This is a genomic window from Streptomyces sp. NPDC004752, assembly GCF_053601275.1.
The window spans coordinates 54064-77197 of record NZ_JBSGBN010000001.1 but is presented as its reverse complement, the minus strand read 5'-3'; the positions used below and the strand labels follow the sequence as shown (position 1 = coordinate 77197).

The window sequence follows — 23134 nt, the reverse complement described above, 5'->3', positions numbered from 1 at the left end:
CCGCGATCCGCCGTCGGTCGTGTGCGGCATCGTCGTGGCTGGTCGCGCAGTTCCCCGCGCCCCTTGAGGGGGCTGGCGAACCGCGAGCGCGCCGCCCGTCGGTCCCGGCTGCCCTCAAACCGACGAACGGCGGGCCACAGCCGCCCGCACGCCGACCGTGCGGGTGCCCGACACCGCCCCCACAACCACCCGGTACGCCCGCCATCCGCACGCGACCTCGCACTCCGACCGGCAGAACCGGCAGAAGGAGCCCCAGGCCCCATGACAGACATACGAACCGAGATCCTCGTCGTCGGCGGCGGGCTGGGCGGCGTCGCCGCAGCACTCACCGCCGCCCGGCTCGGCCGCACGGTCGTGCTCACCGAAGCCACCGACTGGCTCGGCGGACAGCTCACCGCACAGGCCGTACCGCCCGACGAGCATCCCTGGATCGAGGGCCCGGCCGCCCCGCCCGGCTACGCCGAACTACGCCGTCGGGTACGCGACTACTACCGCCGCAACTACCCCCTCGGACCCCATGCCGCGCAGGACCCGCTCCTCGATCCCGGGCTCGGCGTCGTGAGCCGGATGTGCCACGAGCCGCGCGTGGCCGTGGCCGTCATCGAGGAAATGCTCGCTCCGTGGCGGTCCTTGGGCGCGATCACCGTCCTCACGGGCTACGAGCCCGTCGCCGCGCACACCGACGGCGACCGCATCGAGGCGGTCACGCTGGCCCACCGGCACGACGGCCCCGAGATCACCGTCCATGCCTCCTACGTCGCCGACGCCACCGAACTCGGCGACCTGCTGGAACTGGCCGACGTGGAGCACGTCATCGGCGCCGAGGGCCGCGACGAGACCGGGGAGCCGCACGCGCCCGAGACCGCCGACCCCCACGACCAGCAGGCCGTGTCCTGGTGCTTCGCCCTGGACCACCGGCCCGGCGAGAACCATGTGATCGACCGGCCCGCCACCTACGAGCACTGGCGCACCACCGTCGCCCCGTTCTGGCCCGGCCCGCAACTCTCCTTCACCGACATCGTCCCGATCACCCTCCAGCGGCGCACCTGGGCACTGATGGAAGCCGACCGGGAAGCCGGCGAGCACTTCGACCTGTGGCGGTTCCGCCGCATCCTGGCCCGCGAGAACTTCACCGCCGGGGGGTTCGCCTCCGACCTCACCGTCGTCAACTGGCCGCAGATCGACTACTGGGAGACGCCGCTGCTCGGCGTCGACGGCGAGCAGCGTCAGGCGGCGCTCGCGGCCAGCCGCGAACTGTCCCTGTCCTTCCTGTACTGGCTGCAGACCGAGGCGCCGCGCCCCGACGGCGGCACCGGCTGGCCGGGACTGCGGCTGCGCCCCGATGTCACCGGCACCGCGGACGGCCTCGCCAAGACCCCGTACATCCGTGAATCGCGCCGTATCAAGGCCGAGTTCACCGTTCTCGAACAACACGTGGGTGTCGAGGCCCGCCCGCCGGGCTCCGGGAGCGAACTGTTCCAAGACAGCGTGGGCCTTGGCAGCTACCGCATCGACCTGCACCCCAGCACCGGTGGCCGCACCTACATCGACATCGAGTCCTACCCGTTCCAGATCCCGTTGGGCGCCCTGATCCCCGTACGCGTCGACAACCTCCTGCCCGCCAACAAGAACATCGGCACCACGCACATCACCAACGGCTGCTACCGACTGCACCCCGTGGAGTGGTCCATCGGCGAGGCCGCCGGGGCCCTCGCCGCATTCTGCCTCGACCGGACCCTGCCGCCCCGCAAGGTCCGCTCCGACCAGGCCCAACTGGCCGACTACCAGCGGCTGCTCAGCCACACCCTCGGCATCCGGCTGGCCTGGCCGAAGGAGATCCACAGCCGACCGCACCACTACTGAGGCTCAGCTCCGGACGCCACCGGCGCGCCGCCGGTCGGCAGTCGGGCCGCGCCGCCGTGCCGCCCTCCACCCCCGTTTGCGGCGGCACACCCCTCCGGCTGAAGGAAGTGATACGCAAAGGAGAAGTCAGCAGTCGCTCTTCGATACATGTCGCCTGACACCACGTCCGCTGTGCCGGACGTGGTTCGTCGAGGCATGCCTCATCCACGAGTCGTCAACCGCGTGTCCATGCGTCGTCATGGGCGCGCGATGGGGAGAAGCATGAGAGCAGGACTATGCGCGGCCATGGTGGCCCAGGGAATGCTGGGTCTGCTGCTGGCGGGCGCCGCAACGGGAACGGCGCACGCCGCCACCACCACGTACTACGTGTCGCCGAACGGCAGCGACAGCAACAGCGGTCTGTCGCCGGACCAGCCGTGGAAGTCGATCGGGAAGGTCAACGGTTTCACCTTCCCGCAGGGCAGTGTCGTCTCGTTCCAGGGCGGGCAGACCTTCTCCGGCTGCCTGGTCTTCGACGGAGACAATGTGCCCGCCTCGTCGGCGTCGACGCCGTTCAAGGTGACCTCGTACGGCACCGGGCAGGCCACCATCACCTCCAACTGCACGGGGGACTACTCGGCGGCGGTCACCGCGGACCATGTGAGCGGCTTCCAACTGGTCAACATGAAACTGGTCAACGGCGCAACGACCGCGGCCGGTGTGCTGTTGCAGAACCAGAAGTCGTCGACAGCGACCAAAGGTCTGAAGGTGACCGGCTCGGACATCTCCGGGTTCGCGACACCGAGCGGCAGCAGCAGTACGTTCGGCGGGCAGATCATGGTGCTCGGCTATGCGGTGAACGGCAACACCGGGCCGCTGGACGATGTGCAGATCCTCAACAACCGGCTGCACGGTGCCAACGTGACCTCCAATGCCGGTCCCGGTATCTACGGCTGGGGCTCCGGGGTCAACATCACCGACGTCCGCGTCGAAGGCAACACCGTGTACAACCTCGGCATGTCCGCCAACAACACCGGCGCCGCTCTGACCGCGAACGGCTGGGACGGCGCGGTCGTCCAGCACAACGTGGTGCACGACATCGGTGCGAACGTGACCTCCTGCGGAGGCGCCAGCGGCATCATGACGTACACCTCCAATGACGTGGCGATCCGCCACAACGAGGTCTACAACGTGCAGCCCGTCCCCGACTACACGGCCGGCTGCGACTGGGACGGGATCGATCTCGACGGCGGTACCACCAACTCGGTCGTGGAGTACAACTACACCCACCACAACGCGGGCAGCGGCCTGCTGGCGTACACCTCGACCGCGGCGTCGCGAGTGTGGGGGCCGAACACCTTCCGCTACAACATTTCCGAGAACGACGACTGGGCGAACGCGCAGGGCGGCCTGTTCGACGTGGTGCCCAACGCTCCGAAGAACGCGCTGTCGATCTACGGCAACACCTTCTTCACCAACAAGGACCAGAGCACGAACAAGAAGGCGGGCGCCAGCGCGTGCTTCATGTTCGGCTACAGCTCCGGGACCTGGGCCGGCGGTTCGCAGATCAAGGACAACATCTGCTACATGGCCAACAAGGGCACCTACGGCAAGACCGGTCAGCTCTACTACAACCCGTACGGGCAGACCGGCATGACGCTGTCGAACAACCTGTACTACGGAACGAACACCGGCGGTTGGCGCTGGAGCGGCACGACCTACAGCGACTTCGCCGTCTGGAAGGCGGCCGGACTGGAGTCGGGCGCTGTGTGGGGCGACCCGCTGTTCACCTCTCCCGGCACCGGCGGCACCTGTACGTGGTCGCCCACCTCGGGCACCGGACCGCAGCCGTGCCCGCAGGCGTACACGCTCAAGTCGGGTTCCCCGGCGATGGGTACAGGTGTGACGGTGTCCGGCAACGGTGGTGCGGACTACTACGGGGCCACCATTCCGAGCACGCCGAACATCGGGGCTGACGCCGGATAGGCCCTCGACCGTCCTCCCACCCGTGGCGGGCGGCATCGGTCTCCTGCAACGACGGAGACCGATGCCGCCCGGGCCACCGGACAGGCGCTCGCTGCCGCTCGCCACCGGGAAGGGCCTTGAACCGTCTCGCCGACTGTGGTGTGGATGGCGGCTCACTGGGTTACAGGCAGGCACTCGGTGAGCAGATCGACGATGTCGCGCCAGGCCCGCTGCGCGTGCTGCGGGTGGTAGCCGACGCCGGGGAGCACGGTCTGATCGACCGATGGGTGGTGGAAGGCGTGCAGGGCTCCGCCGTAGACCACCAGGCGCCAGTCGACGCCCGCGGCCTGCATCTCAGCGGTGAACGCGTCCCGTTGCGCGGGCGGCATGATCGGGTCTTCCGACCCGACCCCGGCCCACACCGGGCAGCGAATGCGTGCCGCCTCGCCCGGTCGGCCCGTGGTGAGTGCGTTGACTGTCCCGATCGCGCGCAGGTTGACGCCGTCGCGCCCGAGTTCCAGCACGATTGCGCCCCCGGTGCCGTAGCCGATGGCGGCGATCCGGTCGGGGTCGGTCCGCGGTTCGGCACGCAGTACATCGAGTGCCGCATGGCCGATGCCCCGCATCCGGTCGGGGTCGGCGAGCAGGGGGATTGCGCGCGCCAGCATCTCCTGCGGGTCGGTGAACCAGCGCCCGCCGTTGATGTCGAAGGCCAGCGCCACGTACCCCAGTTCGGCGAGGGCGTCGGCCCGGTGGCGCTGGAAGTCGTTCAGGCCCGGACCTTCGGGCCCGATCAGGACTGCGGGCCGGCGGTCGACACCGGCGGGGAGCGCGAGGTGCCCGATCATCGTCAGGCCGTCGGCCGGGTATTCGACCGTGCGCGTGGTGACTGTCGTCATGAGACTGGACTGTAGTGATGGTCGAGGCCGGTCGGGCCGGTCTTCACCGTCGGCAGAACAGCGCGGGTCACCAGCCCACACAGCCGATCATGAAGGAAGGTGTCTGAGGTTGTCGGGGCCGCCGTCCATCGCCGCGGTCGTCATCGCGCCACGGCCTCAGCGGCGCACGGTGGTCGCCCGGTCCACACGCGACAGCTTCTCGGGGTTGCGCACGTGGTAGGCGCCAGTGATGTAGCCGTTCTCGACCCGTACCGCCACCACGCCGTCGATCTCCCCGTTGACTCGGACGAGCAGCCCCGGGCCACCGTTGATCTGCACCACCTCGACCGACCTTTCGGCGTCGCGCCTCCACCAGCCGGCGGCCAGCAAGCGAGCCACCTTGTCGGCCCCCACGATGGGCCGAAGCAGGGCATGCTTGATTCCGCCGCCGTCGCTGAGGGCGATCACATCCGGCGCCAGGATGTCGATCAGGCGCTGCAGGTCGCCGGTTTCCACCGCGCACTGGAATGCCTCGAGTGCGGCTCGGGTCTCGGCCGGGGAGACGATGCCGCGTGGGCGGCGCGCGGCGACGTGCGACCGCGCCCGGTAGGCGATCTGGCGCACCGCGGCCGGGCTCTTGTCGACGGCCTCGGCGATCTCGTTGTAGTCCAGGTCGAACACCTCGCGCAGCACGAACACCGCCCGTGAAGCCGAGCAGCCCGATCAGGAAGGTCCGCCTGCGGCCGGTGTAGTCGGCGATCCGGCCGCCGACCAGCAGCAGGCTCATCAACTTCATTAAGTATCCCTAGTGTTGTGCATGTATATTTGCGTGCATGGAGTTGCTGCGCATGTCCAAGGCTGCGAAGCGTCTCGGGATACACCCGATGACGCTTCGCCAGTGGGCATTGGACGGCAAGATCCCGTTCACCGTCCTGGGTCCGCTGGCCGCGGGGCTGGTGCTGCTCGCCGCGTTCGCCTTCGTCGAGAGCCGGGTGTCGCAGCCCATGCTGCCACCGCGCCTGATCGCCGACCGAACCCGCGGCAGCGCCTATCTGAGCGCGGGACTGGCCATGGTCGCAATGTTCGGGGCGTTCCTCTTCATGACCTACTACTTGCAGGTCGTCAAGGGATACTCGCCGATCAGGACGGGCGTGGCCTTCCTCCCGATGACCGTGGCGGTCCTGATGTCGGCCGGCGGGCTCGCCGCCCGGCTGCTGCCCAGGGTTCCGCCGCGGACGCTGATCGTGCCGGGTATGTTGCTCATCGCCTTCGGCATGTTGTGGCTGCGCACCTTGGAGACCGACACCGGCTATGTCGACGGCGTGCTGGTCTCGGGACTCCTGCTCGGCTTCGGGGCAGGCATGATCATGCCTGTGGCCTTCAACTACGCCACCCGCGGTGTCGACCAGCGCGACGCGGGCATCGCCTCGGCCAGTGTCAACACCGCGCAGCAGATCAGCAGCTCGATCGGAACCGCGCTGCTCAACACCATCGCCGCCGGCGCCACCGCGGACTACTTGGCCTCGCACGCCTCGCAGGGCAGGAGCCCGGTCTTCGCCAAGAAGGCGATGCTGGAAGGGTTCGCGACAGCCGGCACCTGGGCAGCGGGCATCCTCCTGGCCGGCGCACTGATCGTCGCTCTCCTGATGAACACCCAGCGCCCCACACACCAGGCCGTCACCGAGGACGCCGAGTCGGTGCTCGCTCACCCCTGATCCCTCCGCCGACTGTCCACCGCGGCCGTGGACAGCCGCGGGGACGTCGGCGGCCCTGGCCCGGACGGGTCGAGGCCACCGACGTCTGCGCTGCCGTTCCCGCCGCACCGCCGCCGACGCGGATTGAGCGCTTCGGCCGGCAGGCCTGTGTGCTGAGCGCCCGGTCCGGGGCACGCTACCGGGCAGCGGGAGAGGTGAAGAACCGGCCCAGTTCACGCGCCACGGTCTCGGGCTCGTCCAGCATCGAAAGCACGTATGCGTTGGGTACTTCGGCATACTGACCTGCCGGCAGCAGCTGCGCCAGGCGGTGGCCGTGCTCGGGCGGCATCACGCGGTTGCCGGGTGACCACAGGACGAGCGCCTGCCCGGTGAACCGGCGCAGTGCCTCGGTGTCGCGAACGAGTTCCTCCTTTTCGAACGGCCCGTTGCAGTAGGCGTGCAGATCACGCCGAATGCGGGGGTCGCCGAGGAGGGGTTCGGTCCAGCGGCGGATGAGCTCGTCCGGCACCGGCCGCCGAGCCATCTGCCCGAACAGCATCGGTAGCCGGCGCAGCGAGCCGATGCGCAGTTGGCGAGCGGCGAACCACAGTCCGCCGGGCACTCGGGCGGCGAGGGTCACCATCTTGCCGGGCAGCCCGGGCGGGAAGTTGTCGAACGCCTCGCACGGGAGGATCACCTGCCGGGCCACGCGCCGGTCGCGGCCGTAGGCGGTGAGGAACAGGGCTCCGCCCCAGTCGGTGTGTACCAGGGTGACGGCATCCAGGCCGAGCGCGTCAAGGAAGTCGGCCACCAGATGAACCTGTCCGCGCAGCGTGAGGTCGGCGTCCGGCTTCATCGGCCGCCGATGGGCCCCCAGGGGCAGAACAGGGCGTAGATACGTGAACCCCTGCGGCAGCAGCGGCAGTACCCGGTCCCACACCGTGTGGTCCATCAGCAGCCCGTGCAGCAGGACGACTGGCGGCCCTGATCCGGTCACCTCGTATTCGATGACACCCGCCGGTACCTCGACTTCCCGCATGGCAGCCTCCGCTAGAACGGTCTCTCTAGAGGGACCGTTCTAGCATGGGGGCATGAAGACCGACGAGCGAATCGCGCTGGCGATGGCGGAACTGCTGCGCAAGCAGGGGTACGCCGCCACGGGAATCAACCAACTCGCCCGTGCCTCCGGTGCCCCCACCGGCTCCATCTACCACCACTTCAAGGGGGGCAAGCGCGACGTCGCGGCGGCCGCGCTGCGGCAGACCGGGGCCGCCTACCTCCAGCTCCTGCCCTTGCTGCTCGACGCTCACGCCGATCTTGCGGTCGGGATCGAGGCGGCGTTCACCGCGGCCGCCGAGGACATGCGGAACACCGGTTGGGCCAACATGTGCCCGGTCGGCACCGTCACCGCCGAGATCGCCGACACCGAGCCAGTACTGCGCGAAGTTGCCGCGGAGGTGATGCGAACCTGGGTCGACGAGGGCAGCCGGTACCTCACCGCCCGCGGGCTGTCCGAGACGGACTCCCGTACCGTCATCCACGCCCTACTGACCTCGCTCGAAGGAGCGTTCGTCCTCGCCCGCGGGTTGCGGTCCGCTGAGCCGTTCCTGGCCGCAGGGCGCACACTTGCGGCCTACGTCGCTTCGCTGAACGACTCCCGGATGAAGACCGCCCCGTGAGAACAAACCGCAGCGGACAGCTCGCTCCCGCCTCCGTGAAGCCGGGCCGAGCCGGCCGCGGTCTGTACACCGCGGCCTCCGGTCCGCTGGGCCTGGCCCAAGGGCGCCTTCGACCCCGGCAAGGGCCGCGGGGGCCACTCAGCCGAGCCAGGCGTCGAGGTGTTCCTTCACGAACGCGTCGTCCGTCAGCCACGGGTACGCCTCTGCCACCCGGGTCAACTCCTCCGTCTGCCCCGGCGACAGCGTCTGGCCCGGGTCCAGGCACCAGGTGCCCGCCAACAGGCCCTGGCGGCGGAGTACTTCGTGCGCCCCGGCGATGCAGCCGCTGCCTGGTTGGCATCGGTCAGCTCGCGCCGTCGGGCCAGACAGCGCACCATCGCCTCGTGGTCCCCGGCCCGCGCTGCGCGCACGTCGTCCAGGAGCGCGACCGCCGACCGGGTCCACACGGCCCACTGGCCGAGGAGTCCGCCCGCGAACCAGCGCCGGCCGTCCGCGGTGTCGTACGGCGTGAGCAGGTCGCCGATGATGTCGTCGTCGTTGCCCGTGTACAGAGTCACCGCGGCGGCCCGGTCCGCCGCGCCGACCGCCCGGATCACGTCCGCGGTGCGGTACCGGTCGAATGGGGCGATCTTCACGGCGACGGTGCGACCTGGGGTTCGCGGATCTCGAACTACGGGGTGTGCACTGCGACCGCGATGCCGGCCCGCGCCGGACGCCAGGTAATAGCGGGTCAAGGCTCTTTGGCGGCGCTCGTCCAACCGGCGGTCGGCGTCGAGCGCGAGAAGATGGGCGGGGATGACGGCGCCCCGTGACAGCACCTCAAGGGGAGTCATGTGCGGCTCAGAACCTTCCGTCGCGGACCTGGAACTTGGTGGGCTTGCGGGACAGCGGCTGACCCCGGCGCAGCCAGTCGGCCTGCCACGCCACGAGCCTGCGCAGCGGGACGTCCGGATAGCCGAACAGGGCATGGCAGCGCGAAGCGTCGGACAGCAGCGCCGTCGCGGCCTCGACGCCCTCGAAGGACGGCTCCTTTCCGAACTCGGCGCCGAACCAGCGCGCGAGACGGCGCACCGAGGCCGTCTCCGGGCCGGTGAGGTTCACGGTGAAACCCTCGCCGTCGGCGGCGTGCAGCAGTGAACGCAACGCGACCTCGTTGGCGTACCCCTGCCGCCGGGAACCCACATCACCGGTTCCCGCACGCCGGCGCACCTTTGACGCCTCCTTGCCGCGACGACTTGAAGCCGCCCACGTCCGCATCCGGCGCCTCACCGAGGAGAACCAGCGACTTCGCGAGCAATTTCGCCCGTACGTTCGCCGAAAAGCGCGCTGTGGCGACTCGCACCGGCCCGCCGCAGATCCGGCTAAGATCTGCGGCTTCCGACGGCCCAGGCGAGCAGCCTCCGCAGGAGTTCCCCCAGCCCGCCAAGCGGGCCACGGGAAGACATGGTCGGCTCTCCCTTCCCTGCGGAGCCCACATCGTTCGCGGGGGCGGCCGATACACCTCCGGGCGGCACCGAGTTGGTCGACCTGCCGCCGACGGGCCGCACGGGTGCCGGCCGGGCGGAGTCGCCGGACCGTACGGTCGTCGGCCGGGCGGAGCCGCCGGGGCGGAAGGGCTCCAGCCGTTCCCACCCGATGGCGCGGCCGGCCCGTCGGTCCATACGGAACGCCGCCGTGGCCGTCGTTCCGGTCCAGGCATCCCCCGCTTCCCAGAAGCCGGAGAACAGCGGCCCGCATACGGTTCGTCCGGCGCGCAGCGGGCCGTCACCGGTGTCTGACGCGAAGCGCTCGCCACGTTCCACGACGCCTTCGATCAGTGGGATCTGCCGCGAGTGCTCGTCCAACAGCGGTGTGCCGGGCGCGGTCTGCCCGAGTGCCGAGGAATCCGCCAGCCGTACCGTGAACATGACGAGGAGGTGGCCGACCGGGGTGTCGACGGCCAGTCGGTACCGCGCCCGGTCCGGTCCGGTGGGGCTGCCGCCCGCGAGGTCGAAGAGGAGGCCGGAGAGCCGGGCGGCGACGAGAAAGTCGGGCGCCGCAATCACCCGGTACCCCACCCGGTGTCCGCGGGTGATCAGGAAGGGCCAGAAGAGGGCCTCTGCTCCGGTGGGTGCGTGGTGGTCAGCTGAGCAGGCTTCCGTCATTCTCTGAGCTCTCCTCGAACTCCTGGAGCACGCCGACGAGTTGATGCAGGATGAAGTGCGCCGCCGATACATCGTCCTTTACGGCGTTGATGCTGCGCTTCAGGATCGATCGCTGGAGTCGTCTGGCGCGGCGCAGCTCCCCTTTGGGGAGTTCGACGCCGACGGCCCTACGCCATCCGAATGTCAGGAAGGCTGAGAAGAGGCTGGCGGGGATGTGGATGGCGGGGAGGGACAGGAGCGTGGAGATCTGCGTCGTGGCGCCTTGGAGCAGGGCGGCCGTGAATTGGCCGACGGCGCCGTGGCCGGCCGCCCGCTCCTGTCTGCGGTTCCTGACAGCGACCTGATGTGCGCGGACGACCAGGTCGGGCAGCACCGTGGCGAAGACCACCTCGACGTTGAACGGCCGGGGCCGGGCGTTCGCCTTCTTGCGCATCGTGCCTTCGCTGTCGAGGAAGGCGAAGTCGAGGCCGACCGAGCTGACAGGGATCAGCCTGACTCGCCCCGGGGGCACCGGCATTCGTCCGGCGTCCCACCTCCTCCGGCTGTCGGCCAGGGATCTGAAGTCGGGATGCTCCAGCAGCCGCTCCTTGATCTGCCGGAGGCTGTAGTGACCGGCCAGCAGGTCCCATTTCGTGATGACGAAGTGGATCGGACCTTGGCAGTTCTGCATCAGTGAGAAGACGTGCGGCATGTCCTCGTCCAGAAAGCGGGTGTCGCCGCGCATCAGGTCGAGCACCTTGCGCCCGTCGAGCAGTCCCAGGAGCGCGTCTGCGTTGCGGAGTGTCTCCTCCAGACGCTCCTGTTCTGCGCTGCCTTCTTGGGGGTGCGTCAGGCGTTCGCCGGCGTAGTCGATGTACCGGACGCGGATGGGATCGAACCGGCCGTGTGGGCTGTTGACCCGGCAGGAGAAGACCCACTCGGGGATGGTCAGACCGTCCGTCGGCAGCGGCCATCTGTCGGTTGGTGAGGCGACCTCCTGGAAGACCTTGGTCAGCTTGTCCTCCTGCAGACGGTCGTCGAGCCGGAGGTGAAAGTTGAACTTCGGATGTTCCAGCCGTAGCGCCTGCCACAGTGCCGCGAGATAGACCGTCTTCCCGGCTCCGGACGGGCCGAGGGTAACCACCGTATAGGTGGCCGCATCCGGCGTGACCGGCTCTGGCACCGCTGCCGCATCCATCTGAAGGTCCCCCTGTTACATCGGCTCTCACCTGTACCGCCGGACCATGCTAGAGCCGTTGCCGCCTCGCCCGAGGAAGTCCCGTAAATGATCTCCGGCCTGGGCGTGGACGCGGCCCGTTGTCGTGCAGCCTGACGTGCCTACCCGTGGGTGCCAGGTCGGTGACGGTCGGCCCGTGTCGAACGCGCGGAAACGCAGAGGCACCACGTGTGCGACGGCCATCGCGCTGAAGCAGCGCGCGCTCCTGGGTCGCTCGTCGTGCCTACGTGTCGGACCTGCACGGACCCGTTTCCCAACGGTGGGAGCGCGCAGAACAAGCCGCCGACAAGTCGTCTCTTACCGCATCATGTGGCTACGAATTCCGTACTCAAATCGCCTGTTTGCAACGAAATCCGTTCTTTACTGCACGTCCATGACTGGTTAGCGTAACGATCACGTGCTCCATCTCCGAAATCCGCAAACTATTGTGGGGGGTATGGCATGCCCAGATTCAGCGATCAAGAGCTCGGCATGGGACGGAAGATCACACGCCGCGACTTCCTGGACGGCGTGGCAGTCACTGCGGCCGGGGTGGCGGCCGCCACGGCCCTTCCGGGTGCCGCGCAGGCCGCGCCCGCCGCACACGGCCACGGCCGGCACAGCCGGAAGCCACCGTACCCGCCTACCCAGACCGGACTGAGAGGGCAGCAGCCGGGCGCCTACGACGTCGCGCACGCCGTCCGTGACGGCGACTTCGAGGCAGGACCCATCGCCGACACCCACGAGTCCTACGACCTGGTGGTGGTCGGTGGCGGCCTCAGCGGTCTCGCAGCGGCCTACCTCTACCGCAAACACGCAGGCCCTGGCGCCCGCGTCCTGATCCTGGATGCCCTGGACGACTTCGGCGGGCATGCCCGGCGCAACGAGTTCCACGTCGGCCGCACCCTGCTGCTGTCCAACGGCGGCACCGTCAACATCGACACTCCCAGCACCTGGTCGCGCGAGGCCCGCGATCTGCTGACCAAGGATCTCGGCGTCGACCTCAAGGCACTTGAAGCCACGGTCAAGGACAACGCCTACGCCCCCTACTCCCTGCGCAGCGCCACCCTGTTCACCGCCGAACGGTGGGGCAAGGACCATCTGGTCACCCGAGAACCGGGGGAATCCTGGGCGTCGTACGCCGCCAAGCTGCCGATGAGCGAGGCAAGCCGGTCGGCCCTGGTGCGCCTGCACACCACGACCGAGGACTTCTATCCCGGCCTGACCGACGCCCAGAAGAAGGAGATCCTCGCGCGCACTCCGTACGAGACCTACCTGCGGGAGAAGATCGGCCTGGACGACGACGCCCTGGAGGTCGTCAAGCGTGGCACGAACGGCCTGTGGGGCGTCAACGCCGACCGGGTTGCCGCGGCCGACGCGTGGGCGACCGGGCAGCCGGGTTTCGGGGGACTCGGACTCACCGACGCTCCGTGGCCGGGCGCCGGCTTCACGCCGTTGATGCACCTGAAGGAAACAGAGGAGGACGGCAACTTCTACTTCCCCGAGGGAAACGCATCGATCGCCCGCCTGCTCGTCAGCAAGCTCGTCCCGCACGCCTTCGATGTGCGCCGCCCCGACTGGCGGGAGATCGTCACCGCAAAGGCCGACTACAGCAGACTCGACCACCCAGGCAACCGAGTCCGCGTCCGGCTGTCCAGCACGGCGTTCGAGGTACGCAATGACGGCCGGCACGGAGTGGTCGTCGGCTACTCGAAGGGCGGCCGCAGCTACCGGGTGAAGGCCAAGGGCGCCGTCATGGCCTGCTGGAACTCCGTCACCTCCTATCTCGTCCCCGAGTTGCCCGACGAACAGGTGACCGCGATGCGCTACGGCGTCAAGGTGCCTTTGGTGTACGCGCGGGTCGCGCTGAAGAACTGGCGGCCCTTCGCCGCGGCCCGGGTCTCCCGCGTCAGCACGCCCTCCGGTTTCTTCAGCGGCTTCGGCCTGCCGACGGTCACCGAGATCGGCGACTTCGCTATGCCGCACCGGCCCGAACTGCCCACCGTCGTCTCCCTGTCGGCCACTCCCAATGCCCCCGGCCTGGTCTGCCGCGAGCAGCACAAAGCCGGCCGCCGACAGCTCATCAGGATGCCTTTCGAGAACTTCGAGCGTGAGATCCGCGACTCGATGGCCCGCTCCCTCACCGATCACGGCTTCGACCCGGCCCGCGACATCACCGCGATCACCGTCAACCGGTGGGCGCACGGCTATGCCTACGAATACAACTCCCTCGACGACCCCGCCCTGCTCCTGCCCGAGTCGGAGCGGCCCTACGTCAAAGCCCGCAGGCCCGTCGGCCGGATCGCCATCGCCAACTCCGATGCGCAGGCATTCGGTTACACACATGCCGCCTTCGACGCCGCGTACCGTGCGGTGTCCGATCTCGTCTGACCTACCGTCGTCTGTTCTCTGTGGCTCCCGCCCGGCAGTGCCGGGCGGGGTGGGCTTCCCCCGCTGCGCGGGAGGTGCTGATCAGCTGGTCGGCGTGGGGTGAAGGGCTGTCAGGTTCCTTGCTGAAACCAGGCTGCGCGTCCGCCCCGGCCAGTGCCGCCACCAGCGTGCCCCAGACCCGGGCATAGCCCGTCACCACCCGCCGAGCCCGCGGACACCTCCACACCGCCCAACTTTGAGGACCCGCGTTACCGGCACGAACTCAACACGGCGAACATGGGTTTGAGCCGGATTCGCTGAGTCATGTTGAGCAGCGCAGCGCCGTGGGCATCTCCCGCTCGGGAGCCGTGGACGGGTGCGTACGAACGGGGTGGCTGAATGGAGAAGAGGTGCAGGTGCGGGCGGTACGGTGTCTGGAACGGTATCTCCTGGGACGACCATGATTGCGACTACAAGGAATCCGGACCCGAACGGCGAGAGAAACAGCGGCGGCGCAGCAAGCCATCTGACGAGATGGGCTCCTCCGCCGATGCGAGCACACGGCAGCAGAGTGGCTGCCTCGGGTGTCTCGGATTGCTGGTGATCATCGCGATCATCTGGGGCACCGACGGCTTCGCTTACCTCCTGAAGGTGGTGATCGCCGTCGTGACGGTGACGTTCCAGGCGCTGAGCAGCTGGATAGAGGGCCTATGACTGAGCGTGTCCAACCGCTCTCACGCGGGCCAACACCGGTCATCCGTAGGTCGAGTGCAGGATGACGTGGTCGCCTTCCGCGAAGGCGCGTTTGGATTCGACGTGTTTGCCGGGATACTCGGCGGCCATGCGGTCGAAGTAGTCGATGAATGCTTGCTTGCCGTCGGCGACGTGCGGGTTGTGCTGGATGTAGGTGTCGCCGACGTAGCGTTCGATCGCCTCGGCGGGTCGGCACTGGTTGAACATCAGGTCGTAGAACGCTTTGGCCGTGGCCTTGTTCTGCTGGAGGTCGCTCATGGGGTCACCGTAGGGTGGGGCGCCGGGTACGGCGCGAGTGCGTCGAGCAGGCGTTTGGCGCCGGTGGGGATTGGCAGGGCCCGGTCGGCGAGGTCGGCGGGGGTCTCCGGGTGGGTGGGGTTGACGCGTACGAGGCGCGCGCTGGGGAAGCGGCGGGTGAGGTGCTCGCCGGGCCACCGGATGACGCCGGGTGTGTTGAAGCCGGCGCCGAATTCCAGGATGAGCAGGTGGGTGTCGGCGGGGGTCGTGTTCAGCCAGTCCTGGAGACGGCCGCCGGCGGGGCGGTAGGGGGCGTCGATGAACTCGGGGCCGATACGGACATTGATCTCGACCTCGCCGCCACAGTTCGGGCAGTGGGGGAGGGCCTGGGGGTCGGTGACGGCGCCGGTGGCCGGGTCGTATGCGGCGAGGAGACGTTCGACGAGTGGGCTGCTGTCCCAGGTGGCCGGGGTACAGGGGGTGGTGCACTGGTAGCGGCCGTAGTCACCCTGCGGGGTGAAGATGCGGTCAGGGGCGAAGCCGTTGCGCGCAAACAGGGCGTCCACGTTGGAGGTCATCACCCAGTGGTCCGTGTCGCCCACGAGCGCGCGCAGTCTCTGGTAGAGGGGGTTGGGGGCGGGGTTGTAGCGGATGTCGTCGATGTGGACGGCCCAGTAGCCCCAGAGCAGGGCCGGGGGCAGTGGCACACCGACCAGGTAGCGGGAGCGCAGACCGAGCCGGTGCAGGGCCGGGAAGAGTTCCCGGAAGCGGTCGGCGTCGCCGTAGTCGTATCCGGCGGCGGCGCTCAGTCCGGCCCCGGCGGTGACCAGAACCCGGTCGGCCCTCTCGAGCCAGGTGCGGACCGTGTCGGCGGCGGCTTCCAGGTCGAATTCCGGTTGGTTCATCGGGGCGCGGTTCCTTCGGTCAGGGCGTGGAGGTAGGCAGCGCGGTCGTCGTCCGCGTACACGTTGAAGATCACGCGGTCGAGCCGCCCGGGGTGCTCTTCGAGCCATTCGGCCACGGTGTCCAGGGCGGTACGTGCGGCGGGCGCCTTGGGGTAGCCGAAGACCCCGGTGCTGATACCGCAGAACGCGATCGTGCGGAGGTGGTCCACCTCGGCCGCGAGGTCGAGGCAGGCGCGGTAGGAGGCCGCCAACGCCCGCTCGTGCTTTGGGCGCAGGGGGCCGTCGACGACGGGGCCGACGGTGTGCAGGACGTAGCGGGCGGGCAGGTGGTAGCCGCGAGTGATCTTGGCGGTCCCCGTCGGTTCCGCATGGCCGCCCTGCAGGGACATGACCGTACGGCAGTCCTCGCGCAGGCGCGGACCTGCGGCGCTGTGGATGGCGTTGTCGATGCACGGGTGCAGCGGGAGGAAGCAGCCGAGCAGGGCTCTGTTGGCGGCGTTCACGATCGCGTCCGCGCCGAGGGCGGTGATGTCGCCCTGCCAGAGCACGGTGTGTCCGGCCGCCGGATACGCCGTGCGCGGGAATTCCTCGGCGAGCAGGGGCAGCCGGGTCGCATCCATGAGGGGACGGGCGAGCCGCTCGCTGTCGAGCAGGGCGTCCAGCGCCCGGATCGTCTCCTCGGGAAACGGACCCGGGTCGCGGACGGTCAGCACCGCGCGCAGGAGCTGCCGCGCCCGTACGTCATCGACGCGGTCGGCGTCCTCGCCCTGCAACCCGACGCGGGCCCAGGCCGGGTCGTCGGCGAGCAGACGCAGCGCGTTGCGGACCAGGCCGGGCCACTCCGCGCGACCGGCAACCGTCGGGGCAGGCCGGAACGGCGCGTCCAGGGCGATCTGGGTGCGATAGGCGGTGAGGGGCGCGGCGGCGGGCACGGGTTTCTCCTGGGGGTGCGCAAGGGGGCCGGTCAGAACAGGCCGTTGCCGTGCGGCAGTTCGGCCGGGACGGGGGTGATGACGTCCCAGTGCTCGACGATCTTGCCGTCCTGGACACGGAACAGGTCGTAGTACGTCACCGGGACCCCGAAGGTGCCCTCGGACTGCAGCAGGACGAACTCGCCCTCGGCGATGACCTTGTGGACCTTCGTGTAGACCAGGTGCTTGCCCTGCTCGGCCCACTTCGCGGCAGCAGCACCGAACCCGTCCAGGCCGTCGGCGGCCTCCGGGTTGTGCTGGACGTAGGTCTCGGTGGAGATGTAATCAGTGAGCACGGAATAGTCGGCGCCGACCAGGACCTTCTGCGCGAACTCGGCGACCAGGGCGCGGTTGGCCTCGGTCCTGTCCGCGTCGGTGATCTCGGTGGGGCCGTCCGTCTGCGAGCGGCCCGAGACCGTGTTCTCGACCCGCGGGGTCAGGGCGTCCCAGTGCTCGGCCAGCTTGCCTTCGCCGTCGACGCGGAAGATGTCGAAGCCGACCAACGGCTCGGGCCCGAAACCGTGGTAGGTGCCGTGCAGGGCGACCAGGTCACCATCGGCAAGGACGCGGGAGCCGTCGTAGCGGAAGCCGTCGCCGAGGCCGGCGACCAGCTGGCGCAGGGCCTCGGGGCCATCGGCGGCCAGGGCGCTGTGCTGCGTGTAGTCGGCTGCCACCCAGCGGTCCACCGCGCTCGGGTCCTGCTTGCCGAACAGCCCGTCGGTGGCGGTCACAACGATGTGCTTGGCATTGCTCATGGAGATTCTCCTTGTGGATAACAGAGTGGGGAGGCGTGGGGTCAGGACGACGCGGTGGCCAGGTACTCATCGAGCGAGATGGTCGAATGCGTAGGTCAACTGGACCCGTTCCGCAACAGACACCACACTCCTCCCTTCATGACTGCTTTCCGACAGCTACGTCGTGCCGGAAGGGCAACACCTCCAAGCTAAGCGGGCTGAACAGCAGCAAACGGATACACTCGCGACTAGTGATGGCCAAAAACCGACATGATGACGTCCGGGAGATCCCCGAGATCCCCTTCGTCGCGCCAGTGGGAATCCCCGCGGGGGTCGAGGTGCTCTCCCTGGCCGACCTGCGCCACCGCGTGCCGACCAGATACCTCGCGTTCCCCCAGCGCCCGGACTTCCACCACCTACTCGCGCTCACCGACGGCACCCTGCGGCACACGGTCGACTTCGCCGCCTTCGCCCTCGATCCCGGTTCCTGGCTCTGGGTACGCCCCGGCCAGGTCCAGCAGTGGGGCGACCTCACCCACGCCGAGGGCACCCTGATCCTTTTCCGGCCGGACTTCCTCGACCCGGCCACCACCACCGCCGCCGAAAGGGACTCCCACCTGCCGGTCCTCCACCGCCCGCTGCCCGACGACGCCGCAGCCCTGGGGATGGCTGCCGACCACCTGACCGCCGAGTTCCACGCACTCGGACAGCTGCCGCTGGAGGTCCACACCGCGGCCCTGCGCCACCTGCTGTCCGTCCTCGTCCTGCGCCTCACCCACCTCACGGCGCCGGCCGGCCGCCCCGCCCCCGAACCCAGCTCCACCTACTTGAGCTTCCGTGACGCCGTCGAGAAGGACTTCACCCGCACCCGCCGCGTGGAGGACTACGCCAGCACCCTCGGCTACTCGGCCCGCACCCTCTCCCGCGCCACCCTCGCCACAGCCGGCCTCGGCGCCAAGGAGTTCATCGACCGCCGTGTCGTCCTCGAAGCCAAACGCCTGCTCGCCCACACCGACCAGACCGCCGCCCGCATCGCCGACCACCTCGGCTTCCCCAGCGCGACCCACTTCAGCAAGTACTTCCACCAGCGCACCGGACAGACCCCGATCGCCTTCCGCGACACGGTCCGTGGCCACACCTCACGCTGAACTGCACAGCGACCGACGGCGCCGAGTGCCAGGTCCTGCGACAGCCGACCAGTCATCTCATCGCCGTGCTCCCCGTGCTCGACCTCCTCCACGGCGACCGCCGCACCCTGCGCATCCACGACGGCGCGTTCTCCGCTGCTACCCCCGGGCGCTGCGCTTAGCTCGATTCTCTCGCTGAAACTGTTGATTCGAGCGCTGCTATCCGTCAATATGCTTGAAACTGTGGTGCTGCTTGCCGATTGCGTAGAAGAGGGAAGTACTTCATGGACGACATCGACCGGGCCATCCTGCGGGAGCCGCAGGTCGACGGTCGGATTTCCTATGCCGATCTGAGGCCGCAGGTGGGGTTGTCGCCTTCGGCTGCCAGGCTGCGGTTGCAGCGGATGCAGCGGTTGATCGACAGCAAAACGGTCCAAGTCCTCGGGGTGGCCGATCCGATGACCATGGGGCAGCGGACAATGGCGCGTTACGCCCTCTGACGTCGCACATCCGCAGGTCGGGGCCCGGCGGCGTACGCAGGGTCCGTCCAAGCCGCCGCACGCCGACGACCCGAGCCGATCACGCAGCACAGAAGGCGACTCTCGAGCCCAGCCTCCTCACACGCTCTGTGGCGTTGACACCCCTGACCTCACCGACTCGGCAGCGCCTTCCTCATCGGCGTGGATTCGCTGGTACTCGGCGCCGTCCTCATGCTCGTCCGGGCGATGCCCCCCGGCGCCCGTGACTACTTCCGCAAGCATTCCCTCAACCCTGACACCCAGGTGCTCGCGCCTGAATGAATAGCTTCGCCGTCGACGGCACACCTGCCTCCGACAGCCGACAGCCGACAGCCGACAGCCGACAGCCGACAGCCGACATGCAGATCCGACCTCAAGACCTGGAGAAGAGAGAAGATGATGGACACTATCGTCGTCGGCGCGGGAATCGCCGGCATCACCGCAGCGCGACTGCTTCACACCGCAGGACAACGTGTGGTCGTCCTTGAGGCGCGAGACCGCGTCGGTGGGCGGATGTGGACGGACCGCACGGCAGGGTTCTCCGTCGACCGTGGCGCCTCATGGATCCATGGCCTCACCGGCAACCCACTCACGGGACTTGTCGCCGAGCTCGGGATGGAGACGCGCGAGTTCACGGTGGGGAGCTTCCAGGCCGGCGGGCGGCCGATCGCCGACTACGACGAATCCCGGCGCCTGCTGGACGACGACGCGACACGACAATGGAACAGCGACGTCGACACGGCAGATGACCTTTTCCAGCTGACCGTCGCGGGGTCCGGTCACGACGAGAGTTACGCCACTGCGGCCGAGCGCGCCCTTGCCGCGACCGGATGGGAACCCGAACGCGCCGAACGGGTCCGCGCGTTCTATCGGCATCGCACGGAGGAACAATGCGGCGCAGAGGTCGAACAGGTCGCCGCACACGCCCTCGACGAGGACACCATCGAAGGTGACGAAGTGATCTTCCCGGGTGGCTACGATGTGCTTCCCCGGGCGCTCGCGGAGGGCCTCGACGTGCGTTTGGGAATGACCGTGACCGCCATCACCAGGTCGCCCACAGGGGTGCGAGTCGACACGGAGGACGAGTCCTTCGAGGCCGCCCACGTGATCGTCACAGTGCCGTTGGGCGTGCTCAAAGCAGGGGCGATCGACTTCACGCCCGCTCTGCCCGACGCCGTTGCGGGACCTGTCGCTCGACTTGGAATGGGCGTGTTCAACAAGGTCTTCCTTCAGTTTCCAGACCGGTTCTGGCAGGACGATGTCTATGCGATCCGGCAGCACGGCCAGGCCGGCGTCCCCTGGCATTCCTGGTACGACGTCTCCGTGGTGAGCGGCAAGCCGATGCTGCTGACCTTCGCCGGCGGTGCTTGGGGGCGGGAGATCGAGCAGAAGACCGACGAAGAGGTGGTCTCGTCGGTGCTCAACTCCCTCCGCAAGATCTACGGCGACTCCGTCCCCGGGCCCGTGGCGCACTGGATCACACGCTGGGGCATCGACCCTCTCGCCCTCGGCTCGTACTCCTACGTCGCCGTCGGCTCTTCGCACGACGATCACGATGCGATGGCAGGACCCGTCGACGGCGTTCTCCACTTTGCGGGAGAAGCGACCTGGGGGCGCGACCCAGCTACCGTCCACGGCGCGCTCAACTCAGGGCATCGCGCGGCCGAGCGGATCCTCGGTTCACCGATCTCCCTGGCCGAGCTCACACGGGGCGTAAGCCCTTCGAGGTGACATAGCCGGGTTCAACGGTGCAGCTTCTGCTCATGCCCCCGGTCCGCTTCTGAGGGACGGCAGAGGCGATGGGTGACATCGCGGAGGCGGCGGGGAAGGTGCAGGCGGCTTTTCGCCGCAGCCAGGCACCCCGTTCAGTGCGGTGACGGTGTCGGGTCCAGGGCGTAGGTTGGCCGGCGGGGCCGCATGAGTTGTCTGGGTTGTGATGACCAGTCAGGCCCGTGCGGCCATGCCTGGACGAGGACCCCGGGCCGCCCACGCGTCCGGTACCTGTTGACGCCGTATGTCACCCTCCTGACAGGGCGTGCGGTCCGTGCCTGACCGGGTGCTGTACTTCCCACTTGGACGGCGCTATCAGCGCTCCGGCCGCTCCGGCCTGTGTGCGGCGCGGTAGTGGCCGGGGGGCCGGCCGACGACGCGCCTGAAGGCACGGGCGAAGGCGAACTCCGAGTCGTAGCCGACCTCGCGCGCGATACGGCGCAGTGGTGCCGACCCTTCGCGCAGCAGGCGAGCGGCGACCGTCATCCGCCACGCGGTGACGTAGGCCAGGTGTCGCGGCTGTCCCGGCCGGTGACGGTCGCGTGGCTCCTGTCTCGGTGGCGGACGTGGCCGCGGTCGCGGCGGTGGCACTGACCGAGGACAGCCACGCCGGCAAGGTGTAGGCAGCGCAGCCGACCGACGACGTGCTCCACGTCACCGGACGGGCGCCGGTCACCTTTGCCGAATACGCGAGTGGCGCAGCGGAAGCCTGGCGCTGAAGGACGAGCCACAACCGGACGCCGTGGCCTCGACAGGGCACGAACAGTCGGCTGGACGGCTGACCGGTCGCTGTCGCTGTCGTCGGCGTCGAGAGTGCGGGTGTGGGACCTCGCCACAGGCGGTCAGATAGCTCCCTTTCCACCGTTCCCCTTGCCTGTCTGCGGTAGCGGTGGCACCGAACGGAGGGCTGTTGGCGTGGCTTCAAGGGGGGAACTCGCCTTTCTGCCCCCCGCTGACCCCACACTCCGCTCTGAACCTTCCGAAGAGGTGCCGTCGTACGCGCACCGACGCCCGCAAGGTCCCCTTCCTGCCACGTGCTCTCTACGACATCCAGTCCGAGTCGCGGATCGAGTAGCGGACCCAGGGCCGACATCCTCGCAGCGGCAGCCGGTCGCAGCGCGGGTGGCGTTCCCGGTGGAAGTGGCCGACGGTGAAATAGCATGCCGGTGGCCTACCGCGCTGCCTAGGATCGGGCATTGTGCTTTCTCCTCCCTCTTTCATCAGCGATGACGCGGTCGTACGAGCGGTCGCCGCCCACTGGCTGCCTCGGGCTGCCGAAGTCGATTACCTGCCCTGGGGGTTCGGCGCGTACCACTGGCGAGTGTGCGGCGCCGACACGACTCTGTTTGTGACGTTGGACCAATTGGCGCCCTGGCACACCGCGACTTCGCTGGAGGCTGCCTATGCGGGGGCCGCCGCGTTGGCGGCCGGCGGCTTGGATGTGGTGTGTGCGCCGGTGCCTGCCCGGTCCGGGGGCTTTACCGTCGATGTCGGGCCCGGCGTGCTCAGCGTGACGCCGTGGCTGGACGGGCGGTCTCCGACCGCGGCGGAGGCCCGAGAGCCCCAGCACGTCCATGAGGTCGTCGCCGCGCTGGCCGCTCTGCATCGGGCAGCGCGGCCGGACAGCTTGCAGCACTGGACTCCACGGGTGGGCCCGGAGTTCGCCGATGAGGTACGCGTTCGCACTGCCCGGCCCTGGGCATCCGGACCCCTGGCAGAGAAGGCGCGGGCCGCACTCGCCGCCCGCTGCGACGCGATCAGGCGCTGGACCGTTCGTTACCTGGAGCTGGCGGACATCGCATGGACCCGCCGGGACACCTGGGTGCCGACTCACGGTGAGCCGCACTTCGCCAACCAGGTCATAGGTGTCTGTGGACTGAAGCTGGTCGACTGGGAGTCGCTTGCTCTCGCGCCGCGCGAGCGGGACTACGCCGATCTGCTCGGCACGGCCACCGGCGCCGATCTGAACCCCGACCCGGCGATGGTCGAGCTGTTCGTGCTCGACTGGCGGCTTTCCGAGATCGCTGCTTACGCGCGCTGGTTCGCCGCGCCGCACACGGGCACCGACGACGATCACACCGCATTGGCAGGGTTGTACGAGGAGTTGTCGGACATCACCGGACGCCCCTCGGCCGAGTAGCCGGGCGGCCTCTGCCGGGGTGCGGGCCGATCGTGGCACTCCGTTCACGGCGACAACACCCGCGCACCGGGAGGGGAAACGGCACGGTGAGCCCCTGACGGCCTTGACGACCAAGGGGGTTGTCGCCGAGTTCGGGCCGTCGAACGTGGGCAAGCCCTCGACCCAGCGATTGAGGTTGACCACCACCCCGTCGGGGCCTTGCAGTTGTATGT

19 protein-coding genes and 3 pseudogenes are annotated in these 23134 nt (G+C 68.9%); 10 read left to right on the top strand and 12 right to left on the bottom strand.

The window, feature by feature from the left end; translation table 11 throughout:
• The first annotated feature begins 261 nt into the window (after positions 1–261).
• On the top strand, positions 262–1863 hold the full coding sequence (locus ACWEKM_RS00365; protein ID WP_451618889.1) for an FAD-dependent oxidoreductase: 1602 nt from the start codon (positions 262–264) through the stop codon (positions 1861–1863).
• Positions 1864–2124: 261 nt separating this feature from the next.
• Positions 2125–3828, top strand: coding sequence for a right-handed parallel beta-helix repeat-containing protein (locus tag ACWEKM_RS00360; protein ID WP_451618888.1), 1704 nt, complete (start codon positions 2125–2127; stop codon positions 3826–3828).
• Between the two features lie 152 nt (positions 3829–3980).
• Here the strand turns inward: ACWEKM_RS00360 and ACWEKM_RS00355 are convergent, their stop codons facing one another.
• A complete protein-coding gene (locus tag ACWEKM_RS00355; protein ID WP_451618887.1) occupies positions 3981–4706 on the bottom strand; it encodes a dienelactone hydrolase family protein in 726 nt (241 codons plus the stop codon).
• A 156-nt stretch (positions 4707–4862) separates the two neighbouring features.
• Positions 4863–5390, bottom strand: a pseudogene (locus ACWEKM_RS00350) (sigma factor-like helix-turn-helix DNA-binding protein); the annotation flags it as partial.
• A 128-nt stretch (positions 5391–5518) separates the two neighbouring features.
• Between ACWEKM_RS00350 and ACWEKM_RS00345 the strand changes: the two are divergent.
• A complete protein-coding gene (locus tag ACWEKM_RS00345) occupies positions 5519–6400 on the top strand; it encodes an MFS transporter (RefSeq protein ID WP_451618886.1) in 882 nt (293 codons plus the stop codon).
• 175 nt (positions 6401–6575) lie between these two features.
• Here ACWEKM_RS00345 and ACWEKM_RS00340 read toward each other — a convergent pair whose 3' ends face one another.
• Entirely contained in the window at positions 6576–7418 is an 843-nt protein-coding gene (locus tag ACWEKM_RS00340; RefSeq protein ID WP_451618885.1) for an alpha/beta fold hydrolase, read from the bottom strand.
• A 52-nt stretch (positions 7419–7470) separates the two neighbouring features.
• Here ACWEKM_RS00340 and ACWEKM_RS00335 point away from each other — a divergent pair, with 52 nt between their 5' ends.
• Positions 7471–8058 carry a TetR/AcrR family transcriptional regulator gene (locus ACWEKM_RS00335; protein WP_451618884.1) on the top strand — a complete coding sequence of 196 codons (588 nt, stop codon included), beginning with the start codon at positions 7471–7473 and terminating at the stop codon, positions 8056–8058.
• A gap of 215 nt (positions 8059–8273) precedes the next feature.
• Here ACWEKM_RS00335 and ACWEKM_RS00330 read toward each other — a convergent pair whose 3' ends face one another.
• The 4 genes from ACWEKM_RS00330 to ACWEKM_RS00315 form a co-directional block, all read right to left on the bottom strand.
• Positions 8274–8693 carry a hypothetical protein gene (locus ACWEKM_RS00330; protein WP_451618883.1) on the bottom strand — a complete coding sequence of 140 codons (420 nt, stop codon included), beginning with the start codon at positions 8691–8693 and terminating at the stop codon, positions 8274–8276.
• A 205-nt stretch (positions 8694–8898) separates the two neighbouring features.
• Complete coding sequence (locus ACWEKM_RS00325; RefSeq protein ID WP_451618882.1) at positions 8899–9267, bottom strand: hypothetical protein; 369 nt, start codon at positions 9265–9267, stop codon at positions 8899–8901.
• 152 nt (positions 9268–9419) lie between these two features.
• Complete coding sequence (locus tag ACWEKM_RS00320) at positions 9420–10202, bottom strand: hypothetical protein (protein ID WP_451618881.1); 783 nt, start codon at positions 10200–10202, stop codon at positions 9420–9422.
• Positions 10180–11364 carry a hypothetical protein gene (locus tag ACWEKM_RS00315; protein WP_451618880.1) on the bottom strand — a complete coding sequence of 395 codons (1185 nt, stop codon included), beginning with the start codon at positions 11362–11364 and terminating at the stop codon, positions 10180–10182. The genes ACWEKM_RS00320 and ACWEKM_RS00315 overlap by 23 nt, the downstream gene beginning before the upstream one ends.
• Positions 11365–11889: 525 nt before the next feature.
• Here ACWEKM_RS00315 and ACWEKM_RS00310 point away from each other — a divergent pair.
• Together ACWEKM_RS00310 and ACWEKM_RS00305 are read left to right on the top strand one after the other, a co-directional pair.
• Positions 11890–13788 (top strand): NAD(P)-binding protein, encoded by a 1899-nt coding sequence (locus ACWEKM_RS00310; RefSeq protein ID WP_451618879.1) that lies wholly within the window; start codon positions 11890–11892, stop codon positions 13786–13788.
• A gap of 378 nt (positions 13789–14166) precedes the next feature.
• Complete coding sequence (locus ACWEKM_RS00305; protein ID WP_451618878.1) at positions 14167–14481, top strand: hypothetical protein; 315 nt, start codon at positions 14167–14169, stop codon at positions 14479–14481.
• A 39-nt stretch (positions 14482–14520) separates the two neighbouring features.
• Here ACWEKM_RS00305 and ACWEKM_RS00300 read toward each other — a convergent pair whose 3' ends face one another.
• Genes ACWEKM_RS00300 through ACWEKM_RS00285 form a run of 4 tightly spaced genes read right to left on the bottom strand, consistent with a single transcriptional unit; the run spans position 14521 to position 17388 of the window.
• Positions 14521–14778 (bottom strand): nuclear transport factor 2 family protein, encoded by a 258-nt coding sequence (locus ACWEKM_RS00300; protein WP_451618877.1) that lies wholly within the window; start codon positions 14776–14778, stop codon positions 14521–14523.
• On the bottom strand, positions 14775–15662 hold the full coding sequence (locus ACWEKM_RS00295) for an NAD-dependent protein deacetylase of SIR2 family (RefSeq protein WP_451618876.1): 888 nt from the start codon (positions 15660–15662) through the stop codon (positions 14775–14777). Before ACWEKM_RS00295 ends, ACWEKM_RS00300 begins: the two co-directional genes overlap by 4 nt.
• On the bottom strand, positions 15659–16594 hold the full coding sequence (locus ACWEKM_RS00290) for a protein-ADP-ribose hydrolase (RefSeq protein ID WP_451618875.1): 936 nt from the start codon (positions 16592–16594) through the stop codon (positions 15659–15661). Before ACWEKM_RS00290 ends, ACWEKM_RS00295 begins: the two co-directional genes overlap by 4 nt.
• A 32-nt stretch (positions 16595–16626) precedes the next feature.
• Positions 16627–17388, bottom strand: a complete 762-nt coding sequence (locus ACWEKM_RS00285; protein ID WP_451618874.1) for a nuclear transport factor 2 family protein — start codon at positions 17386–17388, stop codon at positions 16627–16629.
• A 233-nt stretch (positions 17389–17621) separates the two neighbouring features.
• On the opposite strand from ACWEKM_RS00285, the gene ACWEKM_RS00280 reads away from it, so the two are divergent.
• From ACWEKM_RS00280 to ACWEKM_RS00270, 3 genes and pseudogenes are all read left to right on the top strand, one after another.
• Positions 17622–18515: a helix-turn-helix transcriptional regulator gene (locus ACWEKM_RS00280; RefSeq protein ID WP_451618873.1), complete on the top strand. Its 894-nt coding sequence runs from the start codon at positions 17622–17624 to the stop codon at positions 18513–18515.
• Positions 18516–18778: 263 nt separating this feature from the next.
• Positions 18779–18979: pseudogene (locus ACWEKM_RS00275) on the top strand (Lrp/AsnC family transcriptional regulator); the annotation flags it as partial.
• 315 nt (positions 18980–19294) lie between these two features.
• Positions 19295–20743, top strand: a complete 1449-nt coding sequence (locus ACWEKM_RS00270) for a flavin monoamine oxidase family protein (RefSeq protein WP_451619012.1) — start codon at positions 19295–19297, stop codon at positions 20741–20743.
• 354 nt (positions 20744–21097) lie between these two features.
• Here ACWEKM_RS00270 and ACWEKM_RS00265 read toward each other — a convergent pair.
• A pseudogene (locus ACWEKM_RS00265) lies at positions 21098–21307 on the bottom strand (helix-turn-helix domain-containing protein); the annotation flags it as partial.
• Positions 21308–21980: 673 nt separating this feature from the next.
• Here ACWEKM_RS00265 and ACWEKM_RS00260 point away from each other — a divergent pair.
• A complete protein-coding gene (locus ACWEKM_RS00260; RefSeq protein ID WP_451618872.1) occupies positions 21981–22922 on the top strand; it encodes a phosphotransferase in 942 nt (313 codons plus the stop codon).
• The last annotated feature ends 212 nt before the right edge of the window (positions 22923–23134 follow it).